Source organism: Acinetobacter sp. WC-323, from assembly GCF_000314615.1.
GTDB lineage: Bacteria > Pseudomonadota > Gammaproteobacteria > Pseudomonadales > Moraxellaceae > Acinetobacter > Acinetobacter courvalinii.
The window spans coordinates 38,343-59,345 of record NZ_AMZS01000014.1; the positions used below are offsets into that span (position 1 = coordinate 38,343).

Annotated in this window: 18 protein-coding genes and 1 pseudogene; 4 read left to right on the forward strand and 15 right to left on the reverse strand. The window is 39.3% G+C overall.

The window, feature by feature from the left end:
* Positions 1-490 precede the first annotated feature (490 nt).
* Positions 491-2,521, forward strand: coding sequence for a condensation domain-containing protein (locus ACINWC323_RS16915; protein ID WP_155758124.1), 2,031 nt, complete (start codon positions 491-493; stop codon positions 2,519-2,521).
* A gap of 69 nt (positions 2,522-2,590) precedes the next feature.
* Here ACINWC323_RS16915 and ACINWC323_RS16910 read toward each other — a convergent pair whose 3' ends face one another.
* Positions 2,591-4,438, reverse strand: coding sequence for an AMP-binding protein (locus ACINWC323_RS16910; protein ID WP_009507298.1), 1,848 nt, complete (start codon positions 4,436-4,438; stop codon positions 2,591-2,593).
* 391 nt (positions 4,439-4,829) lie between these two features.
* On the opposite strand from ACINWC323_RS16910, the gene ACINWC323_RS16905 reads away from it, so the two are divergent.
* The 3 genes and pseudogenes from ACINWC323_RS16905 (at position 4,830) to ACINWC323_RS16900 (ending at position 7,470) form a co-directional block, all read left to right on the forward strand.
* Positions 4,830-5,690: a siderophore-interacting protein gene (locus ACINWC323_RS16905; RefSeq protein WP_009507324.1), complete on the forward strand. Its 861-nt coding sequence runs from the start codon at positions 4,830-4,832 to the stop codon at positions 5,688-5,690.
* A gap of 63 nt (positions 5,691-5,753) precedes the next feature.
* Positions 5,754-6,019, forward strand: a pseudogene (locus ACINWC323_RS20500) (site-specific integrase); the annotation flags it as partial.
* 179 nt (positions 6,020-6,198) lie between these two features.
* Positions 6,199-7,470 carry a tyrosine-type recombinase/integrase gene (locus ACINWC323_RS16900; protein ID WP_004699746.1) on the forward strand — a complete coding sequence of 424 codons (1,272 nt, stop codon included), beginning with the start codon at positions 6,199-6,201 and terminating at the stop codon, positions 7,468-7,470.
* 21 nt (positions 7,471-7,491) lie between these two features.
* Here ACINWC323_RS16900 and ACINWC323_RS20505 read toward each other — a convergent pair whose 3' ends face one another.
* From ACINWC323_RS20505 to ACINWC323_RS16845, 14 genes are all read right to left on the reverse strand, one after another.
* Entirely contained in the window at positions 7,492-7,662 is a 171-nt protein-coding gene (locus tag ACINWC323_RS20505) for a hypothetical protein (RefSeq protein ID WP_323807942.1), read from the reverse strand.
* 145 nt (positions 7,663-7,807) lie between these two features.
* On the reverse strand, positions 7,808-8,758 hold the full coding sequence (gene trxB / locus ACINWC323_RS16895; protein WP_004699744.1) for a thioredoxin-disulfide reductase: 951 nt from the start codon (positions 8,756-8,758) through the stop codon (positions 7,808-7,810).
* 18 nt (positions 8,759-8,776) lie between these two features.
* Positions 8,777-9,481, reverse strand: a complete 705-nt coding sequence (arsH, locus tag ACINWC323_RS16890) for an arsenical resistance protein ArsH (protein ID WP_004699742.1) — start codon at positions 9,479-9,481, stop codon at positions 8,777-8,779.
* A gap of 5 nt (positions 9,482-9,486) precedes the next feature.
* On the reverse strand, positions 9,487-10,527 hold the full coding sequence (gene arsB / locus ACINWC323_RS16885; RefSeq protein WP_004699740.1) for an ACR3 family arsenite efflux transporter: 1,041 nt from the start codon (positions 10,525-10,527) through the stop codon (positions 9,487-9,489).
* Between the two features lie 7 nt (positions 10,528-10,534).
* Positions 10,535-11,008 (reverse strand): arsenate reductase ArsC, encoded by a 474-nt coding sequence (locus ACINWC323_RS16880; RefSeq protein WP_004699737.1) that lies wholly within the window; start codon positions 11,006-11,008, stop codon positions 10,535-10,537.
* Between the two features lie 6 nt (positions 11,009-11,014).
* Positions 11,015-11,335 carry a metalloregulator ArsR/SmtB family transcription factor gene (locus tag ACINWC323_RS19560; protein WP_004699734.1) on the reverse strand — a complete coding sequence of 107 codons (321 nt, stop codon included), beginning with the start codon at positions 11,333-11,335 and terminating at the stop codon, positions 11,015-11,017.
* Positions 11,336-11,394: 59 nt separating this feature from the next.
* The gene (arsC, locus tag ACINWC323_RS16875; protein WP_004699732.1) at positions 11,395-11,829 is read right to left on the reverse strand and encodes an arsenate reductase (glutaredoxin); all 435 of its coding nucleotides are present in this window, start codon (positions 11,827-11,829) and stop codon (positions 11,395-11,397) included.
* Positions 11,830-11,975: 146 nt separating this feature from the next.
* Positions 11,976-12,338, reverse strand: a complete 363-nt coding sequence (locus tag ACINWC323_RS16870; RefSeq protein ID WP_004699729.1) for a copper-binding protein — start codon at positions 12,336-12,338, stop codon at positions 11,976-11,978.
* Between the two features lie 33 nt (positions 12,339-12,371).
* The gene (locus ACINWC323_RS16865) at positions 12,372-15,506 is read right to left on the reverse strand and encodes an efflux RND transporter permease subunit (protein ID WP_005144795.1); all 3,135 of its coding nucleotides are present in this window, start codon (positions 15,504-15,506) and stop codon (positions 12,372-12,374) included.
* A gap of 14 nt (positions 15,507-15,520) precedes the next feature.
* Complete coding sequence (locus ACINWC323_RS16860; protein ID WP_004699726.1) at positions 15,521-17,011, reverse strand: efflux RND transporter periplasmic adaptor subunit; 1,491 nt, start codon at positions 17,009-17,011, stop codon at positions 15,521-15,523.
* Positions 17,011-18,315, reverse strand: a complete 1,305-nt coding sequence (locus ACINWC323_RS16855; RefSeq protein WP_005144794.1) for a TolC family protein — start codon at positions 18,313-18,315, stop codon at positions 17,011-17,013. Before ACINWC323_RS16855 ends, ACINWC323_RS16860 begins: the two co-directional genes overlap by 1 nt.
* An 80-nt stretch (positions 18,316-18,395) precedes the next feature.
* Positions 18,396-18,800 (reverse strand): hypothetical protein, encoded by a 405-nt coding sequence (locus ACINWC323_RS0118685; RefSeq protein WP_004699723.1) that lies wholly within the window; start codon positions 18,798-18,800, stop codon positions 18,396-18,398.
* Between the two features lie 125 nt (positions 18,801-18,925).
* Positions 18,926-20,755 (reverse strand): ferrous iron transporter B, encoded by a 1,830-nt coding sequence (gene feoB, locus ACINWC323_RS16850; RefSeq protein WP_004699721.1) that lies wholly within the window; start codon positions 20,753-20,755, stop codon positions 18,926-18,928.
* Entirely contained in the window at positions 20,745-21,002 is a 258-nt protein-coding gene (locus ACINWC323_RS16845; RefSeq protein ID WP_004699719.1) for a FeoA family protein, read from the reverse strand. Before ACINWC323_RS16845 ends, feoB begins: the two co-directional genes overlap by 11 nt.
* Between the last annotated feature and the right edge of the window lies 1 nt (position 21,003).

Below are 21,003 nucleotides of genomic sequence, written 5' to 3' on the forward strand. Positions count from 1 at the left end.
CAATTTTATCGAGACAACCAAATAAGTTCCTTTTGAATATGCACAATCACGCTCATATCCTCAGGATCGTTTTTTTCATCTTTAAATTATTTTTGCCCAGCCAATTCCGAATAAAATAAATATTAATCAACAACTTATTATTTATCTTGTATTTTAAAAATTCGTCATTGCCAATTGCCTAAACTTAATGCAAATAATAATCTTGATGTAAATGAGAATCAATTATAGTATGTTTAAAGGTAAAATGTAACCCTACTGTTACATCAGTACAGTTCATGTGGACATCAACGCATTAGAAACAGATCAATTTTTTGCAAACAAGTAGATTTATAACATTATGAATTATATGAAATTTAATCTGATGTGAGAAATTTGCAAAATGAAAATTGATGAAAATAGCCATTTGATAAACCAGGATTCATTTATGTTGGAACAATTTTCCAAGACCCCCTCTCTTATTCCAGTGACTGATCACGAAGCGCATATCTGGATGTTGCAATTCCAGCAGCCTGAACAAATTAATCGACGTTTTAACCTATGGAAGCTGGATCAAGGTCTGGATATGCAAGGGCTGATCAACGCACTTCAAGACATGATTAACACCACGCCTGACTTAAATGTCCGCTATATATTGAGTGAGGAAGGTGATTTATACAAAACTCCATATGATGACCCTGCATCTTGTCTAGAAGTAAGAAAGGACCATACAGAACACGTATTTGAGCAAGTGGCGACATTAAAAGCACAATCATGGAATGCAGAAACTCATCCACCTTTTTTTACACGTTTGGTCAAAACAGACCAAGACTATTTTCTTATTTTAGTGCTCCACCCTATTCTTGACCAAAGCTATCAAACGACAGATTTCATTCAGGCTATACAACATCGTTATCAGCAATATTCAGCAAATCATATGCCATTGCTGCTAACGGAAATTGATATCCCGAATCATCTAAATGCAAGTCCTATCAAAGCATCAGTACAATCTAAGCAAATCGATATTTCAGAAATTATTTTAGAAGAGTTCCGAAATACGCTCGCTGAACCAGAAATGAGCCACCATGATGACTTTTTTGATTTTGGCGGCCATTCACTATTAGCAACCCGAATTATTGGAAACTTACTCAATAAGCATGGCATTGAGATTCAATTTAATGATTTCTTTAAATCTCCATCTGCTGCTGATTTAGCCCAATATGCTTTGGTCAAATCAACAAAAACTGCAAAAACCACCTTACAACGTGTCGAAAAAGCCCCGCTGACTTTAGCTCAAGATTTCCTGTGGCAAGCTTATTCTGCCTTCGATTTTAGCCCAATTTATAACTTACCCTTTGCCGTAGAATTCCTTGAAGAAATTAATGAAGATATTTTCTTGCAAGCCTTTACAGATATTGTTGAGCGCCATGCCGGTTTACGCACAATGTTTAATACCGACAATGGTCAAACCGATCAACAGGTTGTTCCTATATCTGAACTTCAACAATTCAAATGGTTTTGGAACAGTGCCGAAAGTAAAGATGCAACGCTTGCCAGTGAAGCTGCATATCAATTTGATTTAACTCGCGAACTTCCACTCAGAATTCGTTTAATTCGAAATGCCCAAGGTCGCCAAACTCTATCATTTTTAGTTCATCACATGGTGATTGATGAATGGTCTTTAAATACGATTATGGCTGATCTTGCACATGCTTATCTTGCTCGCTCAAATGCTGAAGCGCCTAACTGGAAGGCACCTGCCCAATCTATTCTTGATTTTTCTTTACGACAGCAAAAACAAGGGATCAATCAAGACCATCTAAATTATTGGACTAAGCTGTTAAGAGGAGCAACCAAAGGTCTAAGCCTTCCTGTTTCGCAAAATGAATTAAATGCTGAACAGGAAAAACCGCCAGTCCAATGGCTCGAACTTAAATTTGCACCGGAAATGTATGAAAAGCTGCTCGCATTTTCGAGACAACACAGCTCTTCCATTTTCGCAGTTCTCTATACGGCTATCGCCAATGCCTTACAGCAACAAGGTGATTTAAAAGATATTGTGATTGGTACTTCTGCATCGGGACGAACTGATCCCGAGTTTTTTGATACGGTGGGTTACTTTACGACCATGGTGGCACATCGCACACAGTTTAGTCCTTCAGATTCATTCCAAGCGTTGCTGCACAAGATCAGCACAATGATTAATACTTCGATGGCCTATGCAGATATTCCAATCAATCATATCCAAAATGCGTTAGGGATGCGTGCCGATGAAGGGCTGTTATTTGATGTGTTTATTCATATCCATTCAAATAATGCTTTAAACGGCGCGCTCAAAACACCTCAGGGACAAGACCTTCCTTATCGTCAGATCTTGCCGGAACGTGATGAATCGATGTTCGGATTACATTTTGAAATAATGGAAAATGTGATTGATGGGCAACATCAGTTAAGCATGATCATTACGTATCAGGCCCATCGCTTCCCGACTGCAACAGTGCAAAGTATCTGTGAAAAAATTAAGGCGACCTTAGCTCAAATCTAGTCGCCCTAGACGCAACCATGTGCTTAAAAGCGAACAACTCAACTTCCTTTTAATCACATTTCAATGTCCCTATCTGATTTGCTGCTCTACTTTATTCACCACATCCTGAATTGTTTTGCAGCTCATCAGTGTATAAAAATCAATTTCGGTACTGAGCTTCTGAGAAAGTTTCTGGGCAATACTCATGAGCTGTTTCGGACGGATGCCTATATCCAATATTTCAGTTCTATAAAAAATATCCATTTTTTCAGCTTGGCTGTCAGCCATGCATTCACGGAAAATCGATAAAACCGAATCTCCCAGCTCAGCGACTGATGACAGTGTTTTAGAGGAGTTTGCAGAGAACGTAGAAGATACGTAAAGTTTCCCCTGAGCGATTTCTTGCACAGCTTTACGATCAATTTTGCCATTTCGGGTCAAAGGTATGGTTTCGATGCCCAAATATTTCGAAGGAATATGAGAACTCGGCAAATGCACTTTTAAAAAGTTCTTTAATTCATGATGACTTAAGCCCGTAGTTTCAGATTGATTATCCAGGGTATAAACAGCGACTAACTCTTGAGTTTCAGTGGTTGGATGTACGCAACTGATTACCACACCGTTATGAATATACGGGTTCTTTGTCAAAGCATTTTCAACTTCGGCCGCAGCGATTCTTACGCCTTTTATCTTTAAATAACCTTCCTCACGTCCAGCAAAAATAATATTTCCATCTTCCCTTACATAGCCTTGATCACTCATGCGGAAAGCTGTTTGAGTTTCGCTGTCGCTTAGCGGAAGATCAATGAAATCCTTATAATAAATTTCTCCATTCAGTAAATAGCCATTTGATAAGTTAAGCCCGGTCATATACATGGTACCGATCTCACCCATTGGGCAAGGCTTCAGATTTTCATCCAAAATAAAATATCGGTTATTTTCTAAAGCTTTTCCATACGGAATAATGTCCTGATCTTGCTCATCAATTTCATGCCATATACTCCAAATCGTGGTCTCTGTAGGGCCACCTAATGAAAATAAACGCGCGTGAGGTAATTGTTGTCTTAACTTCGAGATGAGTGCAGGTTTGATATAGTCGCCGCCTTGGGCAATTAAACGCAAAGACCGTAACTGTTCTTTACGAGCCACACTGAATAGCATATCGACAATGGCAGGCACACTGCTCCAAAGCGTAACTTTGCAACGATCTACCAGATCGGCCCAGATAATAGCGTTTTTACTCTGTTGAAAAGATGGTACCACCAACGTTGCACCCACGGCCATTGAAGCGAATACATCAAATACCGACATATCATGATGGAACGGTGTTACCGCCATAATGACGTCGTCAGCAGTCATTTCCCATTTCGAAATCGTCTGCTGTAGCGTGTTTGCAGTGGCCTGATTATTTAAGACCACACATTTCGGAGTTCCTGTACTTCCCGACGTATATAAATAATATGCCGGAAGCCGGTTAATTTCGGCATTAAAGCTCGGTTCATCCTCAGTTGTAGCCGATAAAATTTCATTAATATTTAGGTGTTGAACACCAGCAATGGGTGCATCGCTCACCACCACATCTGCCCGACTATTCGTCAATAAATAGTTTAGTCTCGTCGGCGGTGAATCCATATCTACAGGTAGCCAGATAATGCCTGTTAACGCACATGCCAAAGCAGTATAAATATGCTCAGGACTTTTTCGCAGACAAATTGCAACCACTGATCCTGTCACCAAGTCTTGCTTTTTTAGCGCAGACATGACTTTGGCGACCTGGGCCCCGACCTCAGCATAACTCATGCTACGGTCTTCAAAAATGATTGCTGTTCGATTGGACGTCCGATCAAAAAGATTTTCATAAATTCGCTTTAAGAAATTTTCTATGTTGTTATTTTTATTATTCATTTCCTCTAAATTTTGATTAGAATCTTTTAGCATTTATCTATTTCCTCACCCGATTGTTTATTCAGTACTGCCCCATCTAATCATCAAAACAAGGTTATAAAATTTCGTCCTTTTTTGCTCTTGGTTTGAAGCATAGATATCTCTTCACAATAATATAAATGATAATCATTTTCAATTAAACTATAAAAACCACCTTATTAATTGGTTTAAAATTCTTGATGAAAAAGCATAGATATCAAAACTATCAATTAATCATTTACTTTTAGATTTAATGACTTAGAGGGTAGCCTCATTGACTAAAACCCATAATTGATAATAATTATTATTTACATTTAGGCGAGAGTTGGTTATTGTAACCGATAAAGAGATTACATTTATAACCATTATCTCGCTCTATAGTCGTCATTAAGCTTAGGTGATATATATGACAAAAATTGCAGAAAAAACAAAACCAGAATATAGCGATGTACTCAAACAGAAAGATCATTTACAAGATATGGAACAACTTGAGATGACCATCGTCTCAATCCATTCCCCTTTTCCATCCATCGTAAGAATTCAAGGAAAAATCAACACATTACAACCAGAGCTTTGGCAAGCTCCCAATTTGGCCATTCGCTTAATTGTGAACCATTCACCAGAGGGACATCCCATCTCACGCGTGTATACGGTACGTTCATTCGATCCTGTAGATGCTCAAATCGAAATTGATTTTGTTAAACATGAAGATTTAAGCCCTGCAATGCAATGGCTTAATTCGGCTCAAGTGGGTACAAAAATCGGGCTTATTGGTCCCCGCCCTCATTTCATACCCAATTTTATCCATCAAAAACATGTGGTCATGTTTGCCGATGATACGGCTGTACCCGCGTTACATTCGATACTCAAGCAATGGGAAAATGACGTAAGTGCTGATATTTTCATTGAAAGTTTTGAAAGAGATATTGCTCGCCAATTACCCCACCATGACCATGTAAAAATCCATTCGTTCCATAAAGAACATCACACGCCACAAAAAGGTCTTCTTTTAAAAGCAGCATTTGCGCTAGAAAATTATGAAAATATGACGATTTGGGCGGCTTGCGAACGCAATGAAGCAAGGGCCTTACGTCAATTTTTTCTAGAAGATAAACATTTGCATAAAAACGACGTACGTATTGCAGGCTACTGGAAAGATGGTATGTCCGGTTCAGAACTTGATCTGCTACGTGCTAAACATTATCAGGAGCATATTCAACAAGGTAAGACCTTGAACGAATATGATGATCTGGATATGTCGAATTAGCATCCGAATGATTTATTAAGGAATGAGAAAATTCAAAAGACTGAACTTGATTCCATTAGTTAGAAGTTTATGGCTGTTTTGAAAGCGAATAGTATCTATTATCGCCCTGCCTATAACACTCGTCATACTTATATGCAACTGTATGCTTAAAGAATGGACTCAATCCGGTTTTATGTGGTTTCACAGCCCAGCTGGGTCATAGTTTGGTCATGCTAATGAAGCGTTATACGAAGTAGATTAATTCAGATAAGAACAAAGAAGAGATTGTTAAAATTTCGAATAGTGCCAAAATTGTGCCAAAGAAAAAGGGAATCAAACTATATGTTTGATTCCCTTTTAGATATTTGGCGGAAGCGGTGTCCGTCTAACACCAATCCTAAGAAGTCCAATCCAATATTATAAATTAATATTTTTCAATTAATTACAATTACACCCATCCAACTCAGTCTTGTCTAATCCGACTATTTCCAGTATTTTATGAGGGGTAATTTGAGGGGTAGACAATAACATGCCAAAGAAAGCTAAAGAGCTATCTGCGCTTAGTGTAGCAAAAATTAAAGAGACTGGTCGATATCACGTAGGTGGTGTTGATGGTCTTTGTTTAAACGTCGAAGGAACTTCCCGTGTCTGGATTTTACGTGCGGTGGTGGGAAAACATCTGGATAAAGATGGAAAATTAAAACCTCATCGACGTGATATTGGTATTGGTCCATACCCTGAAGTTTCTTTAGCTGAAGCTCGTGCTAAAGCCACTGAATTAAAATTACAAATACGAAGTGGTATTGATCCAATTGTCCATCAACAGGAACAGCTTGCAAAGCTTCATGTTCAGCAACTACGGAACAAAACATTCATGGAATGTGCAAAAGTTGTTATTGCCAATAAAACCCGTGAACTCAAAAATGAAAAACATATTGGACAATGGTCATCAACACTAGAAACTTATATTTACCCAACTTTGGGCAATCTTACTATTAGTAACATTACCAAAGCCGATATTGCTGAAGTTTTAAGACCTATTTGGGTTGAGAAAAACGAAACAGCCAAACGTATCCGTGGTCGTATAGAAACCATTTTTGATTATGCCAAAGCAATGGGATATTTTGAGGGTGACAACCCTGCCGAATGGAAAGGCAATCTTGAACCTATATTAGGTAATTTAAAGCAGGAATCACGCCCTCACCCATCCCTGCCCTATGAACAGGTTGCTGAGTTTATCCAACACTTAAGACAGAAAAAAGGAATTTCACCAAAAGCTCTGGAATTTGCAATTTTAACCGCCTGTCGCTCTGGTGAGATTTTTGGGGCGAAATGGCAGGAAATTGATTTTAAGAATAAAGTCTGGATTATTCCTAAAGAACGTATGAAAGCAGAAAAGGAACATCATGTGCCTTTGTCGAAAGAAGCGATAAGTTTGCTTGAATCAATTCAAAATCATACTCTAATTCAAGATTTCATCTTCCCTGCGCCACGGAGTGGTGAGATGCTTTCTGATATGTCTTTGACGACCCTAATCAAACGACTGCATGAGCAAAAGCTTAAAGAAAATGGCTTAGGCTATATTGATCCCAAACAAAACCGAGTCATTACAACGCATGGCTTTCGGTCTACTTTCCGTGATTGGTCGGCAGACAAAACAGATTACCGTAGAGAAGTGTGTGAACATGTTCTCGCACACAAACTTCCAGATAAGGTTGAAGCTTCTTATTTACGTGGAGGCTATTTAGAAAAACGTAAAGGCTTAATGGCTGATTGGGCAACATATATCATGCACAAATAGCCTGAAGCCATGTGGTACAGCTCAAAAAAGTACAATCCCAATTACAAAAACACTTAATATAAAAATAAGAGATAAAGGAATTTTATCTCTTATAAATCTGAATTTTAATTGCTCATCCATCCAACTAATTTGATGTTCCCAAAAGAATTTGTAATGAGCATACCAATTACTAAAAAGGATCTGCTTACTTATCCCACACTCGCTTTAAGTAAGCGAATCCGAAATAGAGAAACGCTGGCGTAACACTATAAGTAGCTAAATAAAAAAACAATATAGAAAATCTAACTCCACCCATGAGAGGTGGAGTTAGCTTGATTTATTTCAGTGAATGTATTGATTATTCTTGATTGTCTAAATACTTTTCAGCATCCAATGCTGCCATACAACCCGAACCAGCCGAGGTAATCGCTTGACGATAAATACTGTCTGCCACATCACCCGCAGCAAATACACCCTCGATAGATGTAGCTGTTGCATTACCCGTAGTTCCACTTTGGACTTGGATATAGCCATCACGTAGGTTCAATTGACTTTCAAACATTCCTGTATTGGGTTTATGTCCAATCGCAACAAACAAGCCTTGCACTTGAACATCTTGGATACTTGCATCTTGAGTGGATTTAATACGTACCGCCGTTACACCTGTGTTGTCACCTAAAACCTCATCAACTTGATGGTTCCAAATAATGCTGATTTTGCCCTCTTTTTCTTTGGCAAAAAGATGGTCTTGCAAAATCTTTTCAGAACGCAGACTGTCACGACGGTGTACCAGTGTCACATGTGCAGCGATATTTGACAGATATAAAGCTTCCTCAACCGCAGTGTTACCACCACCAACCACCATGACATTTTGGTTTTTATAGAAGAAACCATCACAGGTTGCACAGGCACTCACACCCTGCCCCATGAAAGCTGCCTCTGACTCAAGACCTAGATATTGAGCCGTTGCACCTGTTGCAATAATCAGTGCATCACAAGTATATTCACCCATGTCACCTTTGAGTACGAATGGGCGAGTTTTGAGATCCACCTCATTGATGTGATCATAGACCATTTCTGTACCAAAGCGTTCTGCATGCGCCTGCATACGCTCCATGAGTACAGGACCAGTTAAGCCCTCAGCATCGCCAACCCAATTATCAACTTCAGTCGTTGTTGTTAATTGCCCGCCTAATTGTAGTCCAGCAATCAATGTTGGTTTGAGGTTGGCACGAGCTGCATATACGGCTGCACTATAACCCGCAGGTCCCGAACCTAAAATAATTAAACGAGAATGTTGATTTTGCATTTAATTTTCTCCAGCATTCTACAAACTTCGCTGATTAACACGTTTTGATAATTCTTCAGCAGATTCTTTACGCTCAGAATAACGATCAGTTAAATACTGACTTTGCCCCCGTGTCAGCAAGGTGAATTTATACAGCTCTTCCATCACATCCACGATACGGTCGTAATACGATGATGCTTTCATTCGCCCATCTTCTTCAAACTCTAAAAATGCTTTTGGAATTGAAGACTGATTCGGAATCGTGATCATCCGCATCCAACGCCCTAAAATACGCATTTGATTGACACTATTGAAAGATTGCGAACCACCACTGACTTGCATTAGTGCCAGTGTTTTTCCTTGAGTGGCACGAATCGCACCACCTGCCAATGGAATCCAATCTATCTGTGACTTAAAGATCGAACTCATTGAACCGTGACGTTCAGGCGAACACCACACCATGCCCTCTGACCATGCCAAAAGCTCATGTAGTTCTTTTGCTTTTGGGTGTTCCATATCCGCATCTTCTGGCAAAGGTAGCCCTTTCGGATGAAAAATTTTAACCTCAGCACCAAACTGTTCCAAGATTCGACCTGCTTCCATCACGGCTAAACGACTATACGAACGCTCACGGTTAGAACCATATAACAACAAAATACGTGGCGCATGATCTAACGATTTAGCTTGAACTTTTTCCAAAGTTGGCTGTTCAAGTAGCTCCATATCAACATTAGGAAGATTCATTACAATTACACCGATTTAAAATACTTTTTTCTGAGCCATAGAGACACACTCACTAAAGCGATCAATACAGGTACTTCAACTAAAGGACCAATCACGGTGGTAAATGCCACAGGTGAAGCCAAACCAAAGGTTGCAATCGCTACAGCCAAAGCCAACTCAAAGTTATTACCAGCAGCCGTGAAAGAAATTGCTGTGGTTTTAGGATAGTCATTGCCCATCCATTTACTCATAAAGAAGCTGATGAAAAACATCACAATAAAATAAATCGTGAGTGGGATTGCGATACGCAGAACATCCAATGGTAAGCTCACTACATCACCACCTTTTAGGCTAAACATTGCCACGATGGTAAAAAGAAGTGCCAATAAACTGAGTGGGCTGATCTTGGGTAAAAAGACATTTTGATACCAATCTAAGCCTTTGGCTTTGACCAAAACCAAACGAGTCAAGAAACCAAGAAGAAATGGAATCCCCAAGTAAACCAACACCGCATGGGTAATCGTCCAGAAATCAACATTGATCACTTGCCCTGCAATACCGAAATAGGGTGGCAAGAATGTGAGGAACAGCCAAGCATAGGTACTAAAAAACAGAATCTGGAAAATACTATTGAATGCCACCAACGCTGCTACATATTGGTTATCACCACAGGCTAAACCATTCCACACCAAGACCATTGCAATACAGCGAGCCAAACCGATCAGGATCAAGCCTGTCATGTACTCTGGATAGCTATGTAAAAAAATAATTGCTAATGCAAACATTAATACAGGCGCAATCACCCAGTTCTGCACCAAAGACAAAGTTAAGGTTTTCTTGTCTTTAAACACTTGTGGCAAAGTAGCATAGTCCACTTTGGCTAAAGGTGGATACATCATCAGAATCAAACCAATCGCAATTGGAATATTGACGGAATCCACACTCATTTTGTCTAAAGTAACGGAAGCTTGCGGAAAGAACACACCTATCGCAATCCCCAATGCCATGGCGATAAAAATCCATAGAGTGAGGTTACGATCTAGAAAAGATAATCTTTGTTGAGCCATGATGTTCTCATTCAATATGCGAAATTTGATTGATTGCTGCAATCAAATCTGGGCGAGACATATGAGTTGTATCTAGTGCCAATAAAGCGTCTAAGCGGCGGTTGATATGATCAACAGTAACTTGGAATGCTTTTAATTTTTCTTCTTTCGGCAAATCTAAATGTGAAGGATCAGCCAAGCCCCAATGTGCCTTAATCGCTCCACCTAAATAAAGTGGACACGCTTCTTGAGCTGCTGAATCGCAAACAGTAATCACGACGTCAGGTTGATATTGTTCGCAGTCATCAATGGTTTTACTCCACAAACCATCTGTTGAGAGACCAAGATTTTCTAAAGTTTCTATAGTCAATGGATGTACTTGCCCTGATGGCTTACTACCTGCACTGTATGCTTTCCATCCTTCAGGCGCACGACTGTTAAAAAGGACTTCTGAGAGGATGCTACGGCAACTATTTCCAGTACACAAAAAAAGAAATTTCATATTCTATTACTCACAATAGCTATTTATTTGGATATTTTGGGAATCTTTATTTACTATGGTTTGACTGCTTACCAAAAGATTCAGAACGTCATGGCACCACATTGGTAATTGCGGATTAATGCTGTAATACACCCATTGGCTTTGTCTCCTGTCCTGTAAGAGACCAGAAGAACGCAATAACGCTAAATGCCTAGAAATCTTTGGCTGACTCAGTTGCAACTTTTCAGTCAAATCACAAACACATAATTCTTTATTCTCAGCGACTAAAGTCACGATATTTAGTCGAGTTTCATCTGATAAGCATTTAAAAAAATTAACTTGGTCCATTCTTAACTCCCATTCACTTATTTGGATATGCGGATAATCACATACAAAAAGTAAAATTTTTAATTCACTCGTTGACCATTTTCATCAATCACTTTTTCACCATCCTCTTTCGTAAAGGCACCCTTCTGAGGTAATGGTAGAATATCTAAGACAACTTCAGAAGGACGGCTTAAGCGAGTGCCTAATTCAGTAACAACAAATGGTCGATTAATCAATATTGGATGATCAAGCATAAAACTAAGTAACTGCTCATCACTCAAATCACTACGATCAAGGTCTAAATCCCGATAAGGATCTACATTCTGGCGAATGGCCTCTCTTACTGTTAATTTTGCATCCTGAATCAATTTAACTAATTCGTCATGACTAGGTGGTGTAATGAGATATTCAATCACAGTTGGCTCAATCCCTGTATTACGGATCAAAGCCAAAGTGTTGCGAGATGTCCCACAAGCTGGGTTGTGATAAATCGTCACAGTTGATGAAGTTGTCATCGAATTGAGCTCTTTTGATAATTTATAATATCTTTATATTCGAATTACCATATATATGCAATACCATATGTTTTGTTTTTTATTAGAGAATAAGGCTCTTTTGAAAAGAACCTCATTACTATCAAAATTCTATCTACTAAATCATCCTATTTTTTTAACTTAGCAGCTACGACTGTGTATGTTTCTCCCTCAGCCTTTAATTCAAAATCAACTTTTTGCCCTACTGCAAGCCCATTCAATAATGCAGGATCAGCAACTTTAAAGCCCATGGTCATCGCAGGCCATTTAATCGCAGGAATTGCCTCATGATCGAGTGTCAAAATATTTTCTTTCGTATCAATAGCCGTAATCACTCCAACTGCTTGAGTTGTCGTTGCTGTAGATGATTCTTTACTCATCTGCTCCATAGGCGCTTCCGCTTTCTTTTGCTCTGACGCCTCATTTTTACTACATGCACTTAACGCAGTAACAGTGGCAACAAGAGCGACAATTTTAATAAATTTAAACATAATAAAACCTCTTTGAACGAAATAAGAAAACTATCAAGATTTTGATAGTTTTCTTTTGATTAAAAGCTGATATGCAGCGGGAATAACAAACATTGATAAAAGTGGAGCTGAAATCATGCCCCCAACCATAGGTAAAGCAATACGACTCATCAATTCAGAGCCCGTTCCAGTTCCTAAAAGGATAGGAATCAAACCCGCCAGAATGACAGCTACAGTCATCGCTTTAGGGCGAACCCGTAGTACTGCCCCTGTACGAAGGGCATCATTGAGTTGCTGCTCAGTTAAAGATGATAAATTTTGTTGAGCATGTTCTATCGCCTGCTTTAAATAAAACAACATGACCACTCCAAACTCTGCGGCAACACCGGCAAGTGCAATAAAGCCTACTGCAATGGCAATTGAGAAATTATAACCACTGAAATACATTGCCCAAATACCACCAATTAAAGCGAATGGTAGAGTCAGCATAATCAGAGCAGCATCTTGTACTTGTCTAAAAATCAGATACAGCAATAGAAAAATGATCATCAAAGTGATTGGTATTACTACCTTTAGGCGAGCATTTGCTCTTTCCATAAATTCAAATTGACCTGAATAACTAATACTCATACCCGCAGAGCGTTTCACTTGTTGGTCAATAGACTGTTTCAAATCCCGAACAACGGAGGCTAAATCACGTCCTTGTACATCAACATAGACCCAACCACTTGGACGAGCATTCTCACTTTTTAACATCGGAGGACCATCTGTGATTTGAATGTTGGCAACACTACTCAAAACAATTTGCTGACCTGATTCAGTCAGAATTGGTAAATTTCTTAATGCCTCAAGTGAATCTCGAATTTCTCGCGGATAACGTACATTAATAGGATACCTTGCTAACCCTTCAACAGTTTCACCAATATTTTCCCCACCAATTGCTGATGACACAATTTGCTGTACATCGGTGATATTGAGACCATAGCGTGCAGCTTCCATTCGATTAATATCGATATCAACATATCGCCCACCAGTGAGTCGTTCAGCTAAAGCTGAGCTAACACCGGGCACTTTTTTGGCAACCTGTTCAATTTGTTGTGCTACCCGATCAATATCTTGCAAATCATTTGCTGAAATCTTGATCCCGATTGGGCTTTTAACCCCGGTCGCCAACATATCAATTCTGTTACGAATAGGCGGCACCCAGATATTTGTTAAACCCGGTACTTGAACAGCTTTATCCAGTTCTTTTATCAACTTATCTGGTGTCATACCTGAACGCCATTCAGATCGTGGTTTAAACTGAATCGTGGTTTCAAACATTTCTAAAGGTGCAGGATCTGTAGCCGACTCTGCTCGCCCAGCTTTACCAAATACAGTGGCAACCTCTGGAACAGTTTTAATCATTCGATCAGTCTGTTGAAGTAATTCAGAAGCTTTTGCTGCGGACAATCCCGGTAAAGCTGAAGGCATATACAGTAAATCACCTTCATCCATATTAGGCAGGAACTCTCCACCTAATTGCGTTAAAGGAAAAAGACTGATAAGAAAAATGAGTAACGCACCTAATAACGTTGTCTTTGGATAAGCTAAGACTTTATCTAACATAGGACGGTATATTTTGATGAGAAAACGGTTTAATGGATTCCGTTGTTCAGATGGTAACTTCCCGCGAATCCAGTATCCCATCAAAACTGGAATCAATGTAATAGATAGCCCCGCAGCAGCAGCCATGGCATAAGTTTTAGTAAATGCCAATGGAGAGAACAATCGTCCTTCTTGTGCTTGCAAAGTAAAAATGGGAATAAAGGATAAAGTAATGATGAGTAAACAGAAAAATAAAGCAGGCCCAACCTCACTGGCAGAACGTGTAATGATGTCCCAACGCTCTTGTATTTCTAAAACTCGATCAGGATGTTCATGTTGCCAAGCTTCGATATGCTTATGTGCATTTTCGACCATAACCACAGATGCATCAACCATAGCACCAATCGCGATTGCAATCCCACCCAATGACATGATATTGGCATTTAGTCCCTGATAATACATCAATAAAAAGGCTGACAAGATTCCCAAAGGCAAAGAAACAATCGCAACCATTGCTGAACGTAAATGCCAGAGGAATAGCCCACAAACCAAAGCCACTACAATAAACTCTTCAATTAATTTATGGCTGAGATTCTCTACCGCCCGATCAATCAATTGACTGCGGTCATACACAGAAACAACTTGTACACCTTTCGGTAGACTTTGTTGTAATTCAGCAAGTTTTTCTTTTACAGCAGTAATGGTTTCACGTGCATTTTTACCAGCACGTAAAATCACAACACCTCCAACAGTTTCCCCTTGTCCATTGAGTTCAGTAATTCCACGACGCATTTCAGGACCGAGTTGAATCATTGCAACATCTCCAAGAGTGATTGGAACACCTAAATCGTTTGTACGTAACGGAATCTGCCGAAAATCTTCTAATGTTTTTAAATAACCTGAAGCTCTCACCATATATTCAGTTTCAGCCATTTCTAGGACTGAACCGCCAGTTTCCTGATTTGCCTTTTGAATTGCTTCAATTATGCTTCGCTGAGTTATACCGAATGCTGCCATTTTGGTTGGGTCTAAAACAACTTGATATTGTTTAACCATCCCCCCAATTGTGGCGACCTCAGCCACATTTGGTACTGTCTTCAGTTCATACTTCAAAAACCAATCTTGTATGCTTCGCAGTTGTGAGAGATCATGTTGCCCTGTTGGATCAACCAAAGCATATTCGTAGATCCAACCAACACCTGTAGCATCTGGTCCTAATGAAGATTTTGCATTTGCAGGCATTCTTTCTTGTATTTGATTGAGATATTCCAATACACGAGAACGTGCCCAATAAAGATCAGTATGTTCATCAAAAATGACATAAACAAACGAATCACCAAAAAAAGAATAGCCCCGAACAGCTTTAACACCGGGTACTGATAACATGGTCGTTGTTAAAGGATAAGTCACCTGATTTTCAACAATTTGTGGTGCTTGACCGGGAAAATTAGTTCGCACAATCACTTGTACATCAGACAGATCTGGCAAAGCATCAACCGGAGTATTCTTGACAGCCCAAGTTCCCCAAACGGCAAGAACTACAGCAGCTAATAAGACAAATACTCGATTTGTAATTGAAAAACGAATAATACGGGCGATCATAATGGTTCTCCCGTTTAGTTCTGCATAGATGTCATAGACATCTTGGAAATGTCAGAAATAACATAAGCATCCCCAACACGTGTAAAACGAAAACTGACCTGCTCGCCTTGCTGAATTTGGGTAAATGGTTGTACTGGTTGTTTAAAGCTCATGGTCATAGCCCCCCACCCCAATTCAGCAATTGCATGATGTGAAATGGTAATGTCTTGAGCTGTAACTTTTTCCACTTTACCAATGCCTTGGTATATTGATGCCTTAGTCACTTGAGATGATGTAATCGATTGTCCAGTGTTCAGCTTATCCAGTACACCCTGTAAATTGGCCTCAGAATCAATTAGGAATTGTCCCGAAATCACGATTTTCTGACCAGCGTTCAAACCCTGTAGAATTGCTATTTTATTTCCGTCACTCTGTCCTAACTGTACAACAACAGGTTCGAAACGCCCTTTTTCATGTGCGACAATAATAATATTACGAGTACCTGTACGTATAACAGCTTGCTCTGGCACAACTAAACTGCTTTGAGGATTGTTGGAAAATTTGACAGAAGCAAACATTCCGGGCTTGAGTTGCCCCTCTCTATTGGGTAACTCAATACGAACTTTTATGGTTCTGCTTGTAGTATCTAATGTCGGTAAAATATCAATGACTTTGCCAGACACTTTTTGAGGGTACGCAGCAAAAGTTGCTTCGATTTTATCTCCTCGCTTTATCCCAGCAATTTGCGTTTCAGGCACTGCTGCTTCTAACCAAATTGGATTCACGCCTTTAATGGTGGCAAGTGTTTGCCCCATAGCTAAAGCCATTCCACTACGAACTTCTAGTGAGTCAATGAATCCACTCAAAGGAGCACTCAAAGTCATATTAGACTGTACTTGATGTGTCCGTTCGACTTGATGGATCACATTTGGTGGGATTCCCAGAAGCTGTAGGCGTTGTCGACTTGCTTGAATAAGAGAACGGTCTCCTATTTTAAGTACTGCCAAAAACTCAGTCTGTTCCCCAGTCCACTCAGGGATTGAAATATCAGCAATCGGACTCCCTTGAGTCACTATATCCCCGACTGCATGGCCATAAACACGCTGAACAAAACCACTTGCTCGTGTTTGCAGAATTGCTACCTGTCGTTCATTCGCTTGTAATATGCCATTGGTTAACAAGGTATTGCCCATTACAGCCTGTTCGACTGTGGCATAACGAATGGCTAGATTTTGTTGAAGAGCTGGATCAATCTTTACTCCTGCACTTTCAGTTATTCCAGAAGTACTTTCATCCGCATACTTAGGGACTAACTGCATATCCATAAAAGGGGATTTCCCTGGCTTATCAAAATGCTGTTCTGGTTTCATTGGATCGTACCAGTACAACACTTTAGCAGTTGCCTGATCACTTACAGTTTGCTTTTCATCATTTTGATGCGCATACCAATATCCAATCCCACTACCGACTCCCAAGCTGCCCACAATCAAGCCAGCAATTACAAATGCCAATTTATTTTTTAACATTATCTTGACTCCTCAGCATGGTTTAAGGTGGGTTCTACAAAAGAAAAATAGAGCTGGGCTTTGATCATTGCTTGCTGTTGTTGTAAATCGATGAGACGTAATCGCTGATTTAGTAATGCTTGTCGTGTCTCAATGACATCTGACAAATTGGCTTTACCAGCCTGATAACTTGCTAACTGTAAAGTTACTTTTTCTTTAGCCAAAGGAAGTGTACTTTGAACGGTACGTTGGATTTGTCTTTCAAGAGCTTTTAAATCCGATAGCCCCTCATCTAACATGGTGAGATGGTCGCGGTATTTTATCTCCTGATCTGCTGTAATCCGATTTTGTTCAGCTAATGCTGCCTGAATGAGCGGACCACTACGTTTTTTTGAAAATATTGGTAGTTCTGTTGTCAGTTGTACACCAATCATATCTCCAAATTCAGGAGCACGATGCTGATAGGCAAGCTCAATACCCCAATCTGGTTTTTGAAGGGCTTGGGCTTGCTTAAGCTTTGCTTCAACAGTTTGCTTTTCTGCTTGGAATGCTTTTAGTTCAGGGTGTTGATGCAGATGATGATATAAACGTGATGTATCAAAATTAATTATAGGTTCTTGGGTAGGCAAACTTTCTATTTCAGTTGTACCACTAGAATCCTCACTGATTAATCGGTGTAATTCTAGTTTTGCCTTATTTATATCTCGAAGCAAATCATCTTTTTGATCAAGCAAAATAGTTTTGTCCAGCCTAGGGGAAATTGTATTAGCAACCATGGTTCGACCAGACGCAACCTGTGTTTGTGTAATCTGGGATAGCAATCCATTTTCTGAAAGAAGGTCATCATATAACGCCAGTTTACGCTCAAGATAAAAACGTTTAAGCCATGCCGATGCTACTTTTTGACGTAACTCAATTCGCAGAATTTCTGTTTGAGCATTTGCTGAACCCAATTCAGCTTTTGCTAATTCAACTTCAGCTAATCTTTTGGCACGATTTGGAAAATCTTGCATGATGCCAATCTTTTGCATCGTCATCCCCTCTTGTGTGACAGACCATGCAGCATCACCTGATACAGGGTAATTATCGAGACCCACAAATAGTTTAGGATTGGGCAAAATACCTGAAGCTGAAACTATATTCTCAGCACCTTCAATCTGAGCACTATTAGCTCTTAGAGCAGGCGCATATCGCTCAGCAAGCTTCAATGCTGTATCCAAAGTCAGTGGCTGGGCATAAGCATGTCCATAACTCAAGAAAAAACAGATCGTCGCAATCGAGCATCCACCCCATTTTAGGGACAGCTTTCCTTTATTAAAGTTCATATTTTTAGCTCTAAAATGATGTACACGCGCACGTGCAGAACACCCATAGAAAACTCTATGAATGATGAAGAATCATCAAATTAGTTAAAGCGTGGGGGTTTCCATAAATTGGAAAGATCAGATGAGATGAAATTTTGATTTAATGGAGAAAAAGTAGACTGTTCCGCAGGTAAAAAAATCATCGACTGCAAAACATCCAGCGCTGTAGATGTATATGCAATTTTAGAAAATGACATAATACAATCTTGCTTAGACATACATGATGGATCATGTAATTGCTTCTTAATCTTTACCTCAGCTTTCATACAATCCATGTGCATAGCACTTGCTTTTTCATGATCTTCAGAATTCATCATTTGCATGGATTGTGTATCTTGAGATGACATTAAACATGGGCTATGTACAGATGCAGCAGCTGCTGCCGATCCTACAATTAGGATAGCAAAAGATAAAAACAGCGATAAGCATGTCCTTAACAAGTGCATAACATCAAGACCAAAATTTAACCTTTTTAGTTTTACAGATTATCCTGTAAATAACAATCCTATAATTAATTAAACTAATTCATTAAACAGCGGTTGTTGGTTTATATCAACAACCGCCTTCTAAATTAAAACCGACTTATAACTTGATAAGTTATAAAGGAAAATAAATAAGCCAATGAAAAGAGATATACAGCCATTACGACTGGTTGTTTCCAACTCCCTGTTTCTCTTCGAATGGTCGCTAGTGTTGCTAAACAATGCGGGGCAAAGATAAACCAAACTAACAATGACATACCTGTCGCTAGCCCCCATCCATCCGGACCAGATATTTGAGATAATAAAGTCTGGGTAACTGCATCTTCATCACCAGACATTGCATAGATCACCCCTAACGCAGCAATAATCACTTCACGAGCTGCCATTGCAGGAATCAAAGCAATACAAATTTCCCAAGTAAATCCAATCGGAGCAAATATTGGATGGATTAGATGCCCTAACTGTCCAGCAATACTATAATTGATTGGTGGCATTGTTGGATTATCAGGTGGTAAAGGGAACGTTACCAAGAACCATAATAAAATAGAAAGTGCGACAATAATTCCACCAACTCTTTTTAAGAATATAGTTGCTCTATCATAAAGCCCCAAAGCTACATTTCGAACATCTGGAATACGGTATGTAGGTAATTCAAAAATGAAAATACTTTCAGTTTTATCTTTTCTGACTAATTTCAGGAATAAAGAAACCAATAAAGCGGATACGATTCCTGACATGTAAAGCCCGAACAGAACTAGACCTTGTAAACTGAGCCAACCATAAACCAACTTGTTTGGAATGAATGCAGCGATCAGCAAAGCATATACAGGTAGTCGTGCAGAACACGTCATTAAAGGTGCAATCATAATCGTTGCTAAACGATCTCTTTCAGAGCTAATACTTCTAGTCGCCATGACTCCGGGAATTGCACAAGCAAAGCTCGAAAGTAGTGGAATAAATGAACGCCCACTTAAACCAGCTTTAGACATCAGCTTATCTAACAAAAAAGCAGCTCTAGGTAAGTATCCCGATTCTTCTAAAATTAAAATAAAGAAAAATAAGATCAGAATTTGAGGCATGTACGCGAGTACACTACCAGCACCTGCAATTACACCATCAACGACCAAACTTCTTAAAAGTGGATGAGTAATCAGAGGTCCTATCGCCCCACCAAACCATGAAATCGAATCCTCAACAAAGGAAATTAACGGTTGAGCCCAAATAAAGACAGCCTGAAACATTACAAACATGGTAAAGGTCAATATTAATAATCCAAAAACTGGATGTAAGAATATTTTGTCCAAGAAAGCCGTTCGTTTATCACCATTATCATTTTTCAAGATGACTTGTTTTGTAATATATTTGATTTGGTCAAAGTGACTCAGATCAGAATGATAAGGGGCAACAAACAAATTCTTTTGATCCAATTGGGTCAATAGCCCCTGAATGCCTTTTGTTTTTACAGCTACTGACTCAACAACAGGAATACCTAAAAGCTGAGATAGCTTCGTTGTATCAATTGAAATCCCACGCTTTCTAACCTCATCCATCATGTTAAGAACAAGTAACATTGGTCTGTTTAAAGCCCTGACTTCAAGTACAAGACTTAAATGAAGATGAAGATTCGTAGCATCGACAACACATACAAAAATATCAGGTATAACTTCGCCTTTTAATTCACCAAAGCATACTGCTCTAGTTACCTCCTCATCTAAACTGCTCGGTTTTAAACTATAAGTCCCAGGCAAATCCAATACTCGAACGGTATCACCAGATGGCAGTTTAAAAAATCCCTCTTTCCGTTCTACCGTTACCCCAGCATAATTTGCAACTTTTTGACGAGTCCCTGTGAGGGTGTTAAAAAGTGATGTTTTACCGCAATTAGGATTACCAACAAGTGCAATATTTTTAGTGTCCATTGGTAATCTCTACAAAAATTCGTTCTGCTTCATTTTTTCTTAAGGCGAAACGTGAGGTTTCGATTTGAACCAACACAGGATCACCACCAAAAAGCCCTTTCGCAAGCACTTGTAAGGATTCACCTACTCTAAAGCCCAGCAGTTCTAAACGCTCCAGAACAGGATCATTTTTATCTTGATACTGTTCACCCTTTTTAAGATCAATGATTTTTACAGTCTGGTCTTGCTTTACTTGAAATAAATTCATT

Coding starts and splice junctions, on each gene's coding strand:
- arsC (WP_004699732.1), bottom strand. CDS start 11,829: ATGACAACTTCATCAACTGTGACGATTTATCACAACCCAGCTTGTGGG.
- ACINWC323_RS16905 (WP_009507324.1), top strand. CDS start 4,830: ATGACAAAAATTGCAGAAAAAACAAAACCAGAATATAGCGATGTACTC.
- ACINWC323_RS16855 (WP_005144794.1), bottom strand. CDS start 18,315: ATGAACTTTAATAAAGGAAAGCTGTCCCTAAAATGGGGTGGATGCTCG.
- ACINWC323_RS16910 (WP_009507298.1), bottom strand. CDS start 4,438: ATGCTAAAAGATTCTAATCAAAATTTAGAGGAAATGAATAATAAAAAT.
- ACINWC323_RS16865 (WP_005144795.1), bottom strand. CDS start 15,506: ATGATCGCCCGTATTATTCGTTTTTCAATTACAAATCGAGTATTTGTC.
- ACINWC323_RS16880 (WP_004699737.1), bottom strand. CDS start 11,008: ATGAAATTTCTTTTTTTGTGTACTGGAAATAGTTGCCGTAGCATCCTC.
- arsH (WP_004699742.1), bottom strand. CDS start 9,481: ATGAATCTTCCTAATGTTGATATGGAGCTACTTGAACAGCCAACTTTG.
- trxB (WP_004699744.1), bottom strand. CDS start 8,758: ATGCAAAATCAACATTCTCGTTTAATTATTTTAGGTTCGGGACCTGCG.
- ACINWC323_RS16845 (WP_004699719.1), bottom strand. CDS start 21,002: ATGAATTTATTTCAAGTAAAGCAAGACCAGACTGTAAAAATCATTGAT.
- ACINWC323_RS16870 (WP_004699729.1), bottom strand. CDS start 12,338: ATGTTTAAATTTATTAAAATTGTCGCTCTTGTTGCCACTGTTACTGCG.
- feoB (WP_004699721.1), bottom strand. CDS start 20,755: ATGGACACTAAAAATATTGCACTTGTTGGTAATCCTAATTGCGGTAAA.
- ACINWC323_RS16860 (WP_004699726.1), bottom strand. CDS start 17,011: ATGTTAAAAAATAAATTGGCATTTGTAATTGCTGGCTTGATTGTGGGC.
- ACINWC323_RS0118685 (WP_004699723.1), bottom strand. CDS start 18,800: ATGCACTTGTTAAGGACATGCTTATCGCTGTTTTTATCTTTTGCTATC.
- ACINWC323_RS16915 (WP_155758124.1), top strand. CDS start 491: ATGTTGCAATTCCAGCAGCCTGAACAAATTAATCGACGTTTTAACCTA.
- ACINWC323_RS19560 (WP_004699734.1), bottom strand. CDS start 11,335: ATGGACCAAGTTAATTTTTTTAAATGCTTATCAGATGAAACTCGACTA.
- arsB (WP_004699740.1), bottom strand. CDS start 10,527: ATGGCTCAACAAAGATTATCTTTTCTAGATCGTAACCTCACTCTATGG.
- ACINWC323_RS16900 (WP_004699746.1), top strand. CDS start 6,199: ATGCCAAAGAAAGCTAAAGAGCTATCTGCGCTTAGTGTAGCAAAAATT.